Origin of the sequence: Pantoea sp. EABMAA-21 (assembly GCF_030053335.1) — a bacterium.
Taxonomy (GTDB): domain Bacteria; phylum Pseudomonadota; class Gammaproteobacteria; order Enterobacterales; family Enterobacteriaceae; genus Pantoea; species Pantoea communis.
This window is the reverse complement of sequence record NZ_JASGBX010000004.1, coordinates 295,884-312,431: the sequence shown is the minus strand read 5'-3', so window position 1 is coordinate 312,431 and position 16,548 is coordinate 295,884. Positions and strand designations below refer to the sequence as shown.

The following is a 16,548-nucleotide window of genomic DNA, read 5'->3' as shown; positions in this document are numbered from 1 at the left end:
CGCGGCCTCTACTTTTTTGCTGGCGAGAACATCGCCAGTTTTGGGCAGCTCACCTGTTCAATATGCTGGTGGTAGCCAGACTGATCCTTCTTCTTCAGGGCATCAGCGGCGTTCACAATCGCATCGTGATTCTCTGAGCTATTCAGAAACACCTGCTTAATGCGTTCATTCGGTATCTCTTGCGCCAGATGGCAGTGCGCGCGCAGATCGGTGATGATCTGCTGCTCTCGTAATGCGTAGGACAGGTTGCTGTAGGGTGACTTAGCCACAGAATTAAATGAAACCATGACCAGCAATGAGCAAGAGCCAATTTTCCAGAACATAGTGCCTCCGTTGAGGGTGCTGAGGCTTTAGCAGTGTGCTAAAGCTGCGGCGATGCTATGCATTGAAGCGTGGTCGATGATCAGTGGTTTCGAAAGTTTTTTTCATGGTTATCAGAGATAGCGCAAAACAAAATGAAATACTGCTCGTTGTGGGCTTCAAATATCATGCCTCATGATAGCCATTCTGTTCCCGCAACTGGTGGTAATCCTTCCAGCGCTTAAGTAATTGAAAACGCGTTCCAGGATACACCTCATCACTCGCCTGAATTTCTTCAATACGATCAACGCGGAAGTTGCGAAAATCCTGGCGCAACTCACACCAGCCGCACAGTAAGCGGACGCGATCGAAATAGCCCAGCACCACCGGCCAAATCACCCGGGTTGAAGTGGCGTCTTTCAGATCTTTGTATCGTAAGGTGATCTTGTTGCGCGTATGGATTGCCTGGCGAATTTCGGGCAGATGAGTTTCAAACAGCACTTCACCACGTGTGGCAACCAGCAGCGATTGATGATCGAGCGCGTGAGATAAATGTTCCGGCAATACGGCGTGGATTTTAGCCAGCGCATGTTGTGCGGCAGATTTCAATTCGGCATCGGTATGGCGACTGACCCAGTCCAACCCCAACGCATCGAGTTCATGGCGCGAGAACATCAGCGGCGGGAGATGGCCATCTGATTTCAACAAATAACCTAAACCCGCGCTGCCCTCGATTTCCACGCCTTGCTGCTGCAAGCTGATAATGTCGCGATAGACGGTGCGCACACTTATGCTGAGTTGCTCCGCAAGATGCTGCGCAGTCACCGGATAGCGGTGACAACGTAACAATTGTACAAGCTCCATCAGTCGCTGGGTTTTGGTCATGGTGTGTGCCTAAGCTAAGAGTCTGGCAGTCAGGAGCAGTCCAGCCGCACGCACCAGAGTTGACTCCAGCGCAAGTGCGGCGACCTGTAGATTAATACGGCACTCGTCATCCCAATAGACGCAACTTCGTCTGTAATGTGGTGAACTAAAAGCGCTGCAACGGACGTGATATTAAACGCGTAATAACTGCTGCAGCACTGCCAGATCAGCGGTTGTCTGCAATGCGCTGCTTTGCAGCACCTGTTGCCGTCGCTCGCCCGATTCCTGACGCAGTGCCAGACGCAATTTACCTTCAACGTCCACACCATCGGCCAGCGATTGCTGACGGGTGCGTCGCTGTTGCAGCCGAGTGCCATCGCGCAAGGTAAGAGTGACCAGATGAAAACGTAATGCGGGATTAATGGCATCTGGCGGTGCGGTGTCGTCAGGTACTCGTCTTACTTTGGCTGCCAGTGGCATCACAGCATGATTAAGATCGCCTTCCGCAAAATCTTCCAGCCGCAGATCGTTATAAATCAGCATTGCGGCAATCACGTATTCCAGACTGAAACGCGCTTCAATCCCATTGGTGGGCGATGTGACGGAAGCGGCAATATCGCCCCCTGGCGGGAAAGCTACGCTGATATCGGTGATGTTATCCAGCAGCGCTTCCAGCGAATTGCCGTTGGCTAACCAGCCATCACGCAGAATGCGCACGGCTTCCGCTGCGCTATGCGTTCCGGCGCAGGTCGGGAAGGGTTTGTACTCCAGCCCCGGCGTCACGATGCGCCACGGCTTGCCCCAATGCGCGACCAATTTTTCAGGTTGAGCTGCGCCGTTGCTGCTGGCCGCAAGGAAAGCCTCAACCACGCCATCCTGTTTGCCATCGAAACCGGCCAGCGTCATCTGGGCTGCAGTAACCGCACGTTCCGCCGCTAAACCCGCGTGGAGCGGTTTGACAGCGGAACCGAACTGCGCACGCAGCCCGCTGGCCTGGGTGGTGGCGATACCGATTAGCGTGGAAGTTGCGCTAACCTCCAGTTTCAGTAAACGCGCCAGTGCTGCTGCTGCGGCAATGGTGCCCAGCGTCGCGGTATTGTGATGACCTAACGCATAATGCTGCTGGCTGGCGGCCAACCCAAGCCGTCCGGCCATTTCCACACCGATGGCGTAAGCATCAAGGAAATCATCAATCGCTGCCGCCTGTAGCTGCTGCCAGGCAAACAGCGCAGGCAAAATCACCACGCTGGGATGACCGCGAAAATCAGCGTGGAAATCATCGTAATCCAGCGCGTGAGCGGCATAACCAAGCAGCAACGCCTGAGAACGTGGGCCGCCGTCGCCATAAACGGTTCGTAGTGCCGGCAAGCCGCTATCCGGCACCTGGCCTTGCAGCACCGGCCAGCTGACAGCGAGAAAATCCTTTACCCCTTCGCGCGCGGCTTCACGTGCAGCGGCATCGGGTTGGCTATGGACGATAAGTTCAGCGAGGGCAGCGGTGATACTCATTGTGGCGCCACACTGTTCAGTGCCGCGACGGCGAGATTGGCCAGGTAACGTGAGGTCGGCAGCAGCACATCATCGTTAATACGAAATGCCGGATGATGCAGCGCATAAGGTTCACCGGTGCCAATCATCATAAAGGCACCTGGCAACTGTTGTTGATAGAAAGCAAAATCTTCACCAATCGGGCTGGCCTCTACCACGCGCGCTTCAAAGCCGCTGGCCGCTGCCTGTTGCAGCGCGAAATCGGCCCAGTGTGCATCATTCACCACCGACGGTGGACCTGCATGCCAGTTGAACTCAACGTTGGCAGCAAAGGCCGCGCCAATTCCCTGCACGATCTCGCGGAAGCGTTGCTCCAGTCGCTCGCGCGTCTCCTGTGAGAATGAACGCACCGTGCCTTCCAGCCACGCGCTGTCCGGGATGACGTTCCAGGTACTGCCGCTGTGAATCTGGGTGATCGATACCACGGCATTGTCGCCGGAAGGCGCATTACGGCTGATCAGCGTTTGCGCCGCAGAAACAATTTGCGCGGCGATCACAATCGGATCGTTGCCCTGATGCGGTTTCGCAGCGTGGCTACCGGTGCCGATGATCTTGATATCAAAGCGGTCGACGGCGGCGGTCAGTGGGCCGGCTTTGCTGCCAATCACGCCCGGTGGTAATGAAGGATCGTTATGAATGCCGAAAATAGTTATCGCATCCTGCAGTGCGCCGGTAGCAATCACATCCGGCGCGCCCTGGCCGGTCTCTTCGGCGGCCTGGAACAGAATACGTACGCGGCCCGATAAATTCGCTTCCTGCTGTTTCAGCAGAATCGCCGCGCCTAAGGCTGCGGAACTGTGGAAGTCGTGGCCGCACGCGTGCATCACCCCCGGACGTTCTGAACGGAACGTGACATCAGACTGCTCTTCAATCGGCAGTGCATCAATGTCGGAACGCAGCACGATCAATGGCCCAACAACAGGACCTATCTCAGCCACCAATCCGGTTTTCAGCGGAAGATCCAACACGCGAATCTGGTGCTGATCCAGTTGCTGGCGAATACGCGCGGTGGTTTCAAACTCTTCATTGGAGAGTTCTGGAAAACGGTGTAACTCATGGCGGAAGGCAATCAAATGTTGACCCAATGCGCTCTCATCAAAACTCATTATTTGCTTCCTTGTTGTTCGGCCTGACGTGTCATCCACGCATCATGCGCGCTGTCATCCAGCACTTTCTTCATATATTGGGTGATGTGGCCTTTGCCGAGATCGGTGGTATGCATCAACTGGAAGCCGCGTTTTTTATACATCTCGATTAGCCACGGATGGCTGGTGGCGGTGCCCAGTGATACCGCAGGTGCGCGCAGTTTGCCTAGCAGGATCTCGTGTTCCAGCCGGTCCTGTACTTGGCGGCCATACTGTTTGCCGGGATAATCGGGATGGGCACCGAACCAGCCAATATGCGGCAGACCAAACGGGCCTGGCAGCGGCCCCCACGGATAGCGCACGGTGACTGAGGAAACCATCACACCTTCCGCGTAGAGCGCATAAACGCCGTGGCTTTGCATGTGACGCAGCGTCTTTTCACGGTCTGCTGTGGCGGCATCAAATTTGATGCCCAGTGCCAGCGTCGGCGCATAGGCGGCGTGCATCAGCGCCTGATAGGTTTCAACCTCATCTTCTCTAACCTGACGAAATTCAAGTGACATAACTATCCCCGGAAAAACCGCCTGGAAGCGGTAAATTGAATGCAGATTGAGCAGCGCATAGCGGTTGAAAAAGCGCAATTTAAAGTGCTAATTCAAAATACCCAGCGTGCTAAGCAACTCAGAATATCAGTATTGCCTTGTGCTTCTATATGTGAAAAATGACTAAGCTAATGCGAATTTGTGAAAATGAAATGGCGGCTTTTCCATTGCTTATATCGCGATTTACCGTAGTATGCATAAATTACATAGCGCTATAACTATTTCGCATTAACCCCATGAAATAAAATAACTTTTCTCGTTATAGCCTTATTCTTAATCAGGGTGACGACGTGTTAGCGATCAAATCTCCGCGTGCTTATGCACATGAAGCTGGCCTGCGTAAGCGTGCTGGTGAATTTATCAAACCTTATGCCACACATATCCGCATTTTCACTTCTCCCCATGCCTGGCAAGCGGTTAACCCGGAATTAAGCCAGAGTTTAGAAACCAACGGTATCCGCTGGGAGTTGGAGTATCTGCACGGTGAATGCACCGATGCCGTGATCGAAGCGCTCAATACCAACGTTGAGCAACAGCAAGCAGAACTGCTGTTTGCCGTGGGCGGTGGGCGCGTACTGGATGCCGCTAAAGCGGTGGGTAGCCAGTTACCGGATCTGAAGGTGATTAACTTCGCTACTTTGGCGGCGACCTGCGCTGCATGGTCACCGGTTGCCATCATTTATAACGAGCAGGGCGGCCACGTGCGCAGCCAGCCGCTGGGGAAAATGCCGGAGCTGGTGCTGGTGGACAGTGAAGTGATCGCCTGCAGCGATGTGCGCTATCTCAAAGCGGGTATTGTCGATGCGCTGGCGAAGTACTACGAATTTGCCCCTTACCTGCGCAGTAACCCGCATGATCTGGCGCTCGATCTCAAAGTAATGACGGCGCAACGAGCGCTGGATGTTTATCGCCAACTGGGTGAAGCCGCCGTCAGCGCCAATGAAAAACAGCAAGTCACGCCGGAGTTGGTGAAGGTGATTGATGCCAACATCGTACTGGCAGGCCTGGCGAACAGCGTGCGCGATCAACTTCCCACCCCCGGCTTTGCTCATGCCATTCATAACCGTCTGACGCACCAGCCTGAGCTGCATCATTGGCTGCACGGCGAGAAGGTTGGCTACAGCCTGCTGGTGCAATCGCTGATTGAAAACGATGGTGTGCCTGATGCAGAACTGCTGGCACTGCTGCGTCAGTACGCGATGCCACTGACGCTGGCGCCGCTGACCGGCGAGCGCGCGGCGGCGATACGCACGATTGCAGAACAGATTAAATTCCCGGCGGCCAGCGCTGAACGTCTGCCGTTCCGCATTCATGCGGATGCGTTAGAACAGGCGCTGCTGGCAACCGAAAACCGTTTCTAACTTTTACTCTTTTATCGACCAGGACAACTTCATGGCTACTGCACAACCACAACGCATCCGCTTGGGCCTCTTCGTACAACCAGTCGGACAACACGTCAGCGGCTGGCGTCTCACGGAAAAACTCGGCGATCCCACTGACATTGACTGGCTGATCACCATCGCAAAAAAAGCCGAAGCGGGTAAATTCGATCTGTTCTTCGTCGGTGATGCGCTGGCGACCAGCATGTACCGTTTGCCTTCGACCATGGCGCGCCTTGAGCCGCTAACCATGTTGTCGGCGCTGGCGGTGAACACCAAACGTATTGGCCTGGCAGCGACGGCATCCACCACTTTTAGCGATCCATTCACCATGGCTCGCAGCTTCTCGTCGCTGGATCACATCAGCCGTGGTCGCGCAGCGTGGAACGTGGTGACGTCGTTCTCCACCGACGTGGCGCGTAACTTTAGCCGCAGCGATATGCCAAACCACGCCGAGCGCTATGCACGTGCACGTGAGTTCCTCGAAGTGACCAACAAGCTGTGGGAAGGTTGGGAAGCGGGGGCGGTACAACCGAACAAAGAGACCGGTGAATACTTCGTTAATGACAAAATTAAGTCGATTGATCATGACGGCGAGCACTTCCAGGTACAGGGTCCGCTGAACATCACGCGTTCTCCGCAGGGACGTCCGGTGATCATCGAAGCCGGTTCATCTGCAGACGGTCAAAAACTGGCGGCCGAAACCGCCGAAGTGATCTTCACCGCTGCCGCCAGTCTGGAAGAGGCGCAAACCTTCTACCGCTCGCAGAAAGATCAGGTGATTGTCGCCGGGCGTAATCCGGATCATGTGGTGATCATGCCGGGCGTGATGCCGATTGTCGGACGTACCCGTGAAGAAGCCAAAGCCCTGTGGAAAGAGCTGAACACGCTAGTGGATATCGAAAACGGTCTGCGTCAGCTGTCGCTGCGTTTCAGCATGGATCTGAGCCAGTATCCACTCGACGGTCCCGTACCAGAAGTGCCGCTGGGTGAAGGTAACCAGAGTCGCGTCAAATTAATGACGGATATGGCGAAGCGCGAAAACCTGACCTTGCGTGAGCTGGCCGCCGTGGCAGCCGGTTCGCGTGGCCATCGCGTGATTGTCGGCACCGCAGAAGACATCGCCGATGACTTTGAGCTGTGGCTGAAAGAGGGCGGAGCCGATGGTTTCAACATCATGCCTGCCATCATGTCAGAGCAACTGGATCTGTTCGTCGAGCTGGTAATCCCGGAACTGCGTCGCCGTGGTCTGTTCCGCGATGATTACGAATTCGCCACGCTGCGCGAGAACCTCGGTTTGCCCGCGCTGTAAACCCCTTAGGAGCTGAACATGGTCACCTTATCAAAGCGTGTGCAGTCTGTGTCGCTCTCTGCCAATGCCGCGGCGCGTCAGTTGACGCGCCAGCTGAAAGAGCAGGGCGTGGATATTCTGGATCTCACCACCGGTGAGCCGGATTTTGATACGCCACAGCACATCCGTGATGCTGCCGTTGAAGCTATGAATAATGGTGAGACGCGCTATACGCCGACCAATGGCACCACGCCGCTGCGTAAAGCGGTGCAGGCCAAACTGGCACGTGAAAATCAGCTGGATTATGCGTTGGGGCAGATTTGTATCGCCAACGGGGCGAAGCAGATCATCTTCAACGCCTTCGCCGCCACCTTGAATGACGGCGATGAGGTGATTGTGCCGGTGCCATACTGGCCGACGTTCCCGGATAGCGTGCGTTTTAACGGCGGCGAAGCTGTGCTGCTGGAGTGCCCGCTGGAGCAAGAGTACAAGCTGCAGCCGCTGCAGCTGGCGCAAGCGATCACCGACAAAACCCGCTGGCTGGTGCTGAATAATCCCGGCAATCCATCCGGTGCGGTGTATAACGCCGCAGAATTAACTGCACTGGCGGCGGTGCTACGTGACCATCCCAACGTATGGATCATGCTGGATGAACTGTATGAACACATTCTGTTTGATGGACGTGAACACGTCAGCTTGTTGCAGGTAGCGCCAGATTTAGCCGAGCGCATTCTGCTGGTGGGCGGCGTATCGAAAACCTATGCCATGACCGGCTGGCGCATCGGCTTTGGTGCCGGTCCGCAAGCGCTGATTGATGCCATGGTGGTGGTGCAGTCGCAGAACAGTTCTGGTGCCAGCGCCATCAGTCAGGCGGCAGCGGTAGCGGCGCTGAACGGCGGCCTGGATTTCCTGCCACCGCAACGTGCGGCCTATCAGGCGCGTCGCGATGCGATTATGGCGCAGCTAAGCCCGGTTGAAGGCATTGAGGTGCTGAATCCCGAAGGGGCGTTCTTTATCTTCTGTCGCTGTGCTGGCCTGTTGGGCAAATCGCGTGCTGATGGACGTACGCTGGAAAGCGAACAGGATGTGCTGAATTATCTGCTGGAGAGCGGCGTATCTGGCGTAGCGGGCAGTGCGTATGGCTTGTCACCGTATTTCCGTTTGTCGATTGCCACGGATATTGAAAGCGTGCGCGAAGCCGGAAAACGCATTGCGGCAGCCTGTGCAGTGTTGAAATAGGGATTTAATCGGTCGCCAGGAATGGCGACCCTACAATATCCATGCGGATCGTTTAAATCAGAAACTCATCCATCGAACCGCCCGCATCTAGTACGGATTTGATCGGTGAAGGTGTACGACCCTGACCAGTCCAGAATTTTTCCTGACCGTTTTCGTCGGTGAACTTATATTTCGCCGGACGTGGAGCGCGTTTCGCTTTCGGTTTGGTTTCGCTCTGGTTTAATTTCGTTAATTCACTAATATCGATGCCATCATTCAGCAGCATCTCTTTATACAGCGCCAGTTTTTCTTCTTTTTCGCGCTGAGCGGCATTATTCGCTTCCGCTTCTTCACGGCGTTCTGCAACCACCACGGCGAACTTTTCCAGCATTTCGTCTAATACCGCAATCTCAACATCACGCGCATGGGCACGCAGCGTACGAAGATTGTTCAATGCTTTGAGTGCATCGCTCATGAATAAACCCTTATAACTTATATAACGAAGATGAAAGGGGGGCATTCTACGTTAATTTTAATCAAATGAAAATATTACCCATAATGCAGAATTGTCCGGAAAATAAGCTTTCAGCAGAGTGGTGTCAATATCGAACAATAAGACATAAAGCAGATATTTCACTCAAGCCAGTCAAGGGTGTAGCCGCGGAAAATAGCGGCTACAAGGAGATAAATTTATTCTATAGACTGCGATAAAACGGGAAGCAACCGGTGATCAGTGCGACCACTAATAATACAATTGAGGTGATAAACGACCAACGCAGCGTGAACCGTTGTGTCTGTGCATAATCCAGTTTCAGCATGCCGACCAATAAATAGGTCGAGGCAACCAGTGGGCTGAGAATATGAACCGGCTGACCAACTAATGCCGCGCGTGCCATCTCAATCGGTTCGATACCGTAGTGTCCGGCAGCCTGCACCAGCACCGGCAGCATGCCGAAATAGAACACATCGTTCGATACCATCCAGGTGACGGGAATACTGATCAAGGCAGTAATCACCGCCAGATAAGGGCCGAGTGCAGCGGGAATAGTCTGCACAATCGCCTGTGCCAGGGCGTTCGCCATACCGGTTTCAGCAAAAATGCCGGTAAACACCGCCGCAGCGAAAATCAATCCGGCTACGGCAAGGATGGCGGGCGCATGGCGGCCGATCTGCTCCTGCTGTTGGCTCAGTTGCGGATAATTGACAACGAACATGATGGCGGTGGCCAGCATAAACAGATACGCCATGGGCATCACATCCAGAACCAGGAAGGTCATCAATGCAATGGTCAGCGCCCAGTTAAACCAGAAACGCCAGGCCACGCAGTGTTTCTCTTCAAACTGCAGCACGGCAGGTTCCACCGGGACATGCGGCTGGAAACCCAGACGTTTGCGTTCACTTCTGCCGAGCATCACCGCCAGGATAAAAGTCCATGCCACGCAGGCCAGTAGCGGAATCAGCAGCGGGACAAACAGAGCAGAGACGTCAGCCTGAACGGCGGCGGCCGCACGCGCCGTGGGTCCACCCCACGGAAACATATTGCCCAGCCCGGTGCACTGTAATAGCAGAGCGGCAACGCTGAGCTTTGATAATCCGATGCGTTCATATATCGGCATAAACGCGGAAAGCACGATCATATATACGGTCGCGCCATCACCATCCAGGGCAACAATAAAGCCAAGCAGTGCGGTGCCGACAAATATTTTCACCGGATCGCCATCGACTGCAGAAACGATTCTTTTAATAATCGGATCAAACATCCCAGCATCCGTTACGCTCATAAAATAGAGCATCGCGAATATCAACATGACGCCAGTGGGCGCAACGGTACGCAATCCTTTGATCACCATGGCACCCATATCCGCGCCATGGCCAGATAACAATGCGAATAGCGTGGGGATAAGGATTAATGCAGTCAGAGCGGAAAGCTTTTTGCTCATTAATAAGCCAATAAAGCAGATTATCATAAGCAGACTGATGATCAGCAGCATGACGAGGGTTCCTGTCCAGAGGGATAGAGCACGTTTGTGGGTAGCAAACGCAATGTGTTCGGAATAAATAAAAAACAGCGAATGATTATTTATTGTTCAAATTAACCTTCTGCAACCTCGTCTATCTGGCAATATTATCCAGCGTTTTTTTCGGCAGGCACAAGGTTAGGTATACGCGAAAGTTGTGCGTAACCTCTTAGTTTTAATAAATTTAAAATAGCGAACGGTGATGATTTATCTGGGTGTTATTTCCTCCTGTTTATCAATAAAGAGATCGTTGAATAAGCGCGGCGTGACTACCGCGCTAAATAGCTTTAATCGGCACGTTATGGCTTATTGATGATCCCGCGGCGAAGGCTTAATCGGTAACGGCAGACGGTACAGCTTCACCGGATATTCCACGGTTGACGGTTTGCCGCCGGTGGTCGCAGGAGTGCGATTGATCTGTCCGGACGGCATCCACAGTGCGCCGTCAGATACCCACATCGCGTCAATCCACACCAGGCGGGGATCCTGCACCACGGTAGTGACTTTGCCATCGGGCGCAATACGTTTAATGCTGCGGGTATTGATATCCGACGCATAGATATTGCCTTCGGCATCAATGGCCGTTCCGCCGGTGCTCCAGGTTTCGCGTACTTTCTCCGCATGCTTCGCCACTTCTGCAGCCGATAGGGCACTGTCGTTCAGATAACGGGTTTCAATGCGAGCCAGCGGCCCCGGGATCGCCTGGTAATAGAGCCATTTGCCATCCGGCGAAACTTCCAGCTGATCGAGACCCACGCGTTTTTCACGGCCATCGCGCAGAATCAACTTCTTGCCATCTGCATAAATCGGCTGATGATCAATCGAGAGAGGGTGATTATCCAGCACCCGCCAGCTTTTGCCACTTTTCAGGTTCAGCACCACTAATCCCACCGCACCCGGATCGGTGATATAGGCAAAATCGCCATTAAATCGCACATCATCCAGATAGCTGGTGGGTTGCAGCGTTGGAGCCTTGAACACATAGCTATTGACCACTTTGCCAGTGGCCAGATTGATGTGGACCAGTTTGGCGCCACCGGCCACGGCCTGATCGCCGGTGCCAATCCCCTTATTGCCCGAATCCATCACCCATAGATCGCCATCCGGACCGATGCGCAGCGCATTAACGTGGTAGAAATGATGCTCCGGATCGATAGCGTTCCACTGATTCCAACTGTCATCGGGAAAGGCTTTGAGCTGATTGTTGATCACTTCCGCCAGCTGCAAACCCGCACCTTCCGATTGCGTTAACGAGGCGAACAGACGGTTGTCATGACTGACGGTAATGCCATTCCACACGCGTGGTGAGGTGGCGACCTGCTCCAGACGACTGTCCTGTTGCGTTGGCAACGTCACGGGCAGCGTGTCTTGTGCCAAAACCTGTGCGCTGCTGGCCAAAGCGATCATCGTAACCAGTGTTTTCAGTGAATGTTTCATCCTTTACTCCCTTGTTAAGCGCCACAAGGTGACGCGAACAGCGTGTTGCTCTGTTGTTAATGTCATTCCATCCTGGCAGCGTAGAGTGATAAATTATATTCTCTGAATTTTATCAATTGATTCCTGGTGGGAATGAATGGAACTGAAAGATCTGCATTATCTGCTGGCGGTGAAGGAAATAGGACATCTGGGTAAGGCGGCGCAATCCCTTGGTATCACTCAGCCCGCCTTAACCAAATGTCTGCAACGTCTGGAGAAGTTTTACGCCACGCGGTTAATTCTCAAGGTGGGGCGTGGGATGCAACTCACGGAAGCGGGACTACTACTTTGTGAACGTGCTCAAAAAGTCGTGCACATGATGCAGGTCACCCGACAGGATTTACAGGCGCTGGGTGCGGGAACGGCGGGCGTGATCCGGTTGGGCGTGGCGGCCACGGCAGCGGAATTTATGCTACCGGTACTGAGTAAGGACTTGTTGCACAAAGCTCCCACCGCCAGACTCGAAGTGACGGTCGGGATGAATGATTTGCTGCAAAAGCTGCTTCGTGAGAACAAAGTCGATTTGATTCTGGGTTTTCTGCCGCAGGGGAACAGCGAGTTCATTACCCGGCCGCTGATTGAGGATCCGGTGGTGATTGCCGCCAGCCGTCACCATCCGCTGGCGAATATTCATCCGACGCCTGAACAGCTTGATGAATATAACTGGTTGTTACCTTCCGATAACGTCGCGACGCGCCAGTGGCTGGAACAACGCTTGCGCAGCGGTGGCTACGCGGCGCCGCGCGCGCAAATGGAAAGTAATACGCTGTCCCCGCTGCGCGCCGTGCTGGCGCAAACCCAGTTGTTGAGTTTTCTTTCCCGCCGCTTATTAAAAGGTGAGGGCGGTGAGTTGATTGAAATTCCACTGCCGCTGGTGATGATGCCGCGTACCTTTGGCTGGCAATTCCGCTCACTCAGTGAGCTTTCCCCCGCGTCACGTCTTCTGGTGGATTTGGCGGAAAAACGCTGGCCCTGGTGATCCGTTGAATACCATCACGACGAGAACCTGTGATTTATCACAGGTTTGCTCCAATAATCTGCGTGATAATGTCCGAAAATAACCCACCTGTATTATTAATCATTGAAGAATAAGGAAATATCCAAATGTAAAATTGCCGGATAACCGGTAACAATTTCTTGCAATAGTAATCTTAATGCGTATATTTCTCATTTGCTTTCTTAACGGCATTTTTACGGTCGTTCTGTTTGTGCCAGGACGGCACGGTCGGGAAATACCTCATCCTGATATTCCTTTTCAGCACGTTATTTATGGCTGGATCTAACAGACGTCAGCAGCTATGCCGCCAACACAAAATAACGATAAGTTGATTGAGGAATATTATGTCTTTCAAAGAAAAGCGCGTCAGGGAATCAGGCCGTGCACCGCAACGTGCATTGCGTATCTCTGTACTGGCAATGATGGTAGCGTCAGGTATTGCCCAAGCCGCGGATAGCACTAAAACAGAACAAACTCTGACTGTGGATGCCAGCGCCAGCAGCGATGCGCAAGAGCAGGCAGCAAAAGATTACAGCGTTCCGGTCACTCGTGCCGGCACCAAAATGGCATTGACCGCGCGTGATATTCCGCAATCGGTCAGCATTGTCAGCAAGCAGCGTATGCAAGATCAGCAGCTGCAATCCCTGAATGACGTACTGTCGAATACCACCGGTATTAGAGGCGTCAGCAGCGATATGGATCGTACGAACTACTACTCACGCGGTTTCATCATCGATAACTACATGGTTGATGGCATACCTACCGCTTTTGCATCACGCTGGAACCTGGGCGATGCCCAAACCGATATGGCGTTGTACGAGCGCGTTGAAGTGGTGCGCGGTGCCACCGGCCTGTTGACCGGCCCAGGTAACCCGTCAGCTTCCATCAACATGGTGCGTAAGCACGCCGACAGCAAAGAGTTCACCGGGAATCTGGAAGCGAGCTACGGCAGCTGGGATAAACAGCGCTATGTCGCCGATCTCTCTGCGCCGCTGTCGCCTGAAGGCAACGTGCGTGGTCGTGTAGTCGCAGGTTACGAAGATAAAAACAGCTTTATCGAGCGCTATGGTTTCGAGAAGAAGTTCATTTACGGTGTGGTGGATGCTGACCTGACCGACAAAACCAAGCTGTCAGTGGGTTATGAATTTACCCAGGTCGATACCGACTCCCCAATGTGGAGTGGTTCGCCGCGTTGGTATACTGACGGTTCACAAACGCATCTACGTCGCGGGTATAACACTTCGCCAGAGTGGGCTTACAATAACAAAGAAAACAAAAAGGTCTTTGTTAACCTGCAGCAGAACTTCGATAACGGCTGGAACATTACGCTTAACGGCACACACAATGAGATGTTCCTCGACAGTAAGCAGCTCTACATTGATGGCTATTTCGATAAGAACACCGGTATCGGCACCTCGCCATATGCTAATTACCCTGTTGTAGGCGGCACTGGATACAACACCGGTAAACGTAAAGTCGATGCCGTCGATGCGTTCGCCAGCGGCCCGTATGAATTGTTAGGTCGCCAACATGAACTGATGGTGGGTGTGAATTACAGCCGTCAGGATAATAAATACTACAGCGCGTGGGCAAATATTTCGCCGGCCGAGCTGGGCAATTTCAATAACTTCAATGGCAACTTCCCGGAAACCGACTGGAATCCACGTGAGCCGGCATCAGACACGCAATTAGTACGTCAGAAATCCGCTTATGTCGCTACTCGCCTTTCACTGGCCGATCCGCTACATGTTATTTTAGGTGCGCGTTATACCAACTGGAATCGTGAGACGCTGAGTGCAGAGATGGAGAAGAACAACACGACACCTTACGGCGGTGTGATTTGGGACTTCTATGATAACTGGTCAGCTTACGCTAGCTATACCTCAGTATTCCAGCCACAAGATTATCAGGATGCTTCGGGTGGTTACCTTTCACCTGTCATTGGTAAGAACTATGAAGCTGGTGTTAAGTCTGATTGGTTGAACAGCCGTCTGACCACTTCAATTTCAGTATTCCGTTCAGAACTGGACAACGTTGCGGAAGCAACTGGGGCGACCAACCCGGATACCGGTAATGCCATCTACGTTGGTAAGAGTGGCGTAGTCAGCCGTGGCGTCGAGTTCGAAGTGAACGGTGCGCTGACGGATAACTGGCAGATGACCTTCGGTGGCACCACCTATGTGGCTGAAGACCGTGATGGTGAGAACTACAACTCACAGCTGCCACGCACCTCGTTCAACCTGTTCACCAGCTATCGTCTGCCGATGCTGGATCAGCTGACGCTGGGCGGCGGTGTGAACTGGCAGTCGAAGACGTACAAAGACGTTGGCGCACCGGACGGCAATGGCACCTGGCGCGCACGTCAGGGCAGCTATACGTTGGTTGATCTTTTCGCACGTTACGACGTGACGAAAAACCTGAGCGTGCAGGGAAATCTGAACAACCTGTTCGACAAAGAGTATGACGAAAACGTCGGTAGTGGCGGCATCGTTTATGGCGAACCTCGTAGCTTCTCGGTGACTGCGTCTTACCGTTTCTGATTTCAACCAACCGGGCACGCAGCGATGGGTGCTCTGCCAGGATTCACGTGGGTGTTCGTGAGTTAATGGCAGGGGCGGCAAGGATGCCGGCCCGGCGTTGTTCGCATCAGACTTGATAAATTATCAACATCCCGCCGCAATATAATCCCCGTTCGCACTGATCGGTACCACGGTTAAAAACAGCACCAGCGCAAATAAGATCAGCAAAGCGCCTCCGGCAATACGTACCATTCCCAGTATTTGCTGCGTGCGTGGCGATGACTCAGCCAACCACAATTCTCCCGCGCGATGACGGAAATGGCGAACAAACAGGGCCAGCGCAACCAGCGCCATGCCGGTGCCGAGTGCCATGGTCATCACCGCAAACATGCCCCAACGGGTAATACCAATCACGCTAGCAAACAGCAGCACTGTGAGTGCGCCGCTGCAAGGGCGTACACCGGTGGCAATTATAATGCCGATCCACGCTTTCCAGTTATCCACTGATTCCGTAGTTATGCCGTGATGGTGGCCACAGCCGTTATGATGCTGCTCATGCTCATGCTCATGCTCATGCTCATGCTCATGCTCATGCTCATGCTCATGCTCATGCTCATGCTCGTGTTGGTACAGATGCTTATTGCGACCTCGCCAGGCTTGCACCATCATCATCACGCCGAGCGCGGCGATAAACAGCGCGCTGGCTTTTTCCAGATACCAGCGACTAGTGCTGAGATCGCCAGTCGTCAGGTTAAAGCCAACGGCCAGGATAAACACAAAGGCGATGGCGCTAAGGCCCTGCACCAGGCTGCCAAGAAACGGCACGGTGAGGGCGACACCACGCGGCGGTTGATGAGTGGTAAGCCAGGTGGTAACGATAAATTTGCCATGGCCGGGGCCAACCGCGTGCAAAATGCCATAAATAAAGGTCACGCCGATCAACCACAACCCCGCGCTGTATTGCCCGCTATTGATTTGTAGCAGATGCGTCACCAGCAGGCGGTGGAGTTGGATCTGCGTTTGCAGTGACCAGGCGAGAAACGCCGTCCATTGAGAAAAAAGCACGGCGAGCGCGGCAAAAATTGCCAGCGCTACAAGGGTAAATCCGGTTTTAGTGGCAGTCATAGCTATCAGATATCGCGGCCCTGAAAACCGACAGCATGCAGGATTATAGTGCGATTTTATAGGGTGTAAGGCGGAAGCAATGTGAGCGCTGCCAATAGCCAATAGCCAATAGCCAATAGCCATTAA

At 53.5% G+C, this 16,548-nt stretch carries 14 protein-coding genes; 5 read left to right on the top strand and 9 right to left on the bottom strand.

Annotated features, from left to right (window positions below; translation table 11 throughout):
* Positions 1-8 precede the first annotated feature (8 nt).
* The 5 genes from QMZ65_RS08670 to QMZ65_RS08650 all read right to left on the bottom strand — a co-directional run bounded on the left by QMZ65_RS08670 (position 9) and on the right by QMZ65_RS08650 (position 4,360).
* The gene (locus QMZ65_RS08670) at positions 9-323 is read right to left on the bottom strand and encodes a YicS family protein (RefSeq protein WP_283215831.1); all 315 of its coding nucleotides are present in this window, start codon (positions 321-323) and stop codon (positions 9-11) included.
* A gap of 163 nt (positions 324-486) precedes the next feature.
* The gene (locus QMZ65_RS08665; RefSeq protein ID WP_283215830.1) at positions 487-1,185 is read right to left on the bottom strand and encodes a helix-turn-helix transcriptional regulator; all 699 of its coding nucleotides are present in this window, start codon (positions 1,183-1,185) and stop codon (positions 487-489) included.
* Positions 1,186-1,356: 171 nt separating this feature from the next.
* A complete protein-coding gene (locus QMZ65_RS08660; protein ID WP_283215829.1) occupies positions 1,357-2,673 on the bottom strand; it encodes an MmgE/PrpD family protein in 1,317 nt (438 codons plus the stop codon).
* Positions 2,670-3,818, bottom strand: coding sequence for an amidohydrolase (locus QMZ65_RS08655; RefSeq protein WP_160833265.1), 1,149 nt, complete (start codon positions 3,816-3,818; stop codon positions 2,670-2,672). The genes QMZ65_RS08660 and QMZ65_RS08655 overlap by 4 nt, the downstream gene beginning before the upstream one ends.
* Positions 3,818-4,360: a GNAT family N-acetyltransferase gene (locus QMZ65_RS08650; protein WP_211729565.1), complete on the bottom strand. Its 543-nt coding sequence runs from the start codon at positions 4,358-4,360 to the stop codon at positions 3,818-3,820. The genes QMZ65_RS08655 and QMZ65_RS08650 overlap by 1 nt, the downstream gene beginning before the upstream one ends.
* 329 nt (positions 4,361-4,689) lie before the next feature.
* Here QMZ65_RS08650 and QMZ65_RS08645 point away from each other — a divergent pair, with 329 nt between their 5' ends.
* Genes QMZ65_RS08645 through QMZ65_RS08635 form a run of 3 tightly spaced genes read left to right on the top strand, consistent with a single transcriptional unit; the run spans position 4,690 to position 8,308 of the window.
* Positions 4,690-5,760: an iron-containing alcohol dehydrogenase family protein gene (locus QMZ65_RS08645; protein WP_283215828.1), complete on the top strand. Its 1,071-nt coding sequence runs from the start codon at positions 4,690-4,692 to the stop codon at positions 5,758-5,760.
* 31 nt (positions 5,761-5,791) lie between these two features.
* Positions 5,792-7,090, top strand: a complete 1,299-nt coding sequence (locus tag QMZ65_RS08640) for an LLM class flavin-dependent oxidoreductase (protein ID WP_283215827.1) — start codon at positions 5,792-5,794, stop codon at positions 7,088-7,090.
* An 18-nt stretch (positions 7,091-7,108) separates the two neighbouring features.
* Positions 7,109-8,308 (top strand): aminotransferase class I/II-fold pyridoxal phosphate-dependent enzyme, encoded by a 1,200-nt coding sequence (locus QMZ65_RS08635; RefSeq protein ID WP_211729568.1) that lies wholly within the window; start codon positions 7,109-7,111, stop codon positions 8,306-8,308.
* Positions 8,309-8,360: 52 nt separating this feature from the next.
* Here the strand turns inward: QMZ65_RS08635 and QMZ65_RS08630 are convergent, their stop codons facing one another.
* From QMZ65_RS08630 to QMZ65_RS08620, 3 genes are all read right to left on the bottom strand, one after another.
* Positions 8,361-8,762, bottom strand: coding sequence for an H-NS family histone-like protein (locus tag QMZ65_RS08630; RefSeq protein ID WP_097117820.1), 402 nt, complete (start codon positions 8,760-8,762; stop codon positions 8,361-8,363).
* A gap of 220 nt (positions 8,763-8,982) precedes the next feature.
* Positions 8,983-10,278, bottom strand: coding sequence for a CitMHS family transporter (locus QMZ65_RS08625; RefSeq protein ID WP_283215826.1), 1,296 nt, complete (start codon positions 10,276-10,278; stop codon positions 8,983-8,985).
* Positions 10,279-10,611: 333 nt separating this feature from the next.
* On the bottom strand, positions 10,612-11,742 hold the full coding sequence (locus tag QMZ65_RS08620) for an L-dopachrome tautomerase-related protein (protein ID WP_283215825.1): 1,131 nt from the start codon (positions 11,740-11,742) through the stop codon (positions 10,612-10,614).
* Positions 11,743-11,878: 136 nt separating this feature from the next.
* Here QMZ65_RS08620 and QMZ65_RS08615 point away from each other — a divergent pair, with 136 nt between their 5' ends.
* On the top strand, positions 11,879-12,760 hold the full coding sequence (locus tag QMZ65_RS08615) for a LysR family transcriptional regulator (protein WP_283215824.1): 882 nt from the start codon (positions 11,879-11,881) through the stop codon (positions 12,758-12,760).
* Between the two features lie 362 nt (positions 12,761-13,122).
* Entirely contained in the window at positions 13,123-15,318 is a 2,196-nt protein-coding gene (fhuE, locus tag QMZ65_RS08610; RefSeq protein WP_283215823.1) for a ferric-rhodotorulic acid/ferric-coprogen receptor FhuE, read from the top strand.
* 123 nt (positions 15,319-15,441) lie between these two features.
* On the opposite strand, the gene QMZ65_RS08605 is transcribed toward fhuE, so the two are convergent.
* Positions 15,442-16,422, bottom strand: coding sequence for a nickel/cobalt transporter (locus QMZ65_RS08605; protein WP_283215822.1), 981 nt, complete (start codon positions 16,420-16,422; stop codon positions 15,442-15,444).
* Positions 16,423-16,548 lie beyond the last annotated feature (126 nt).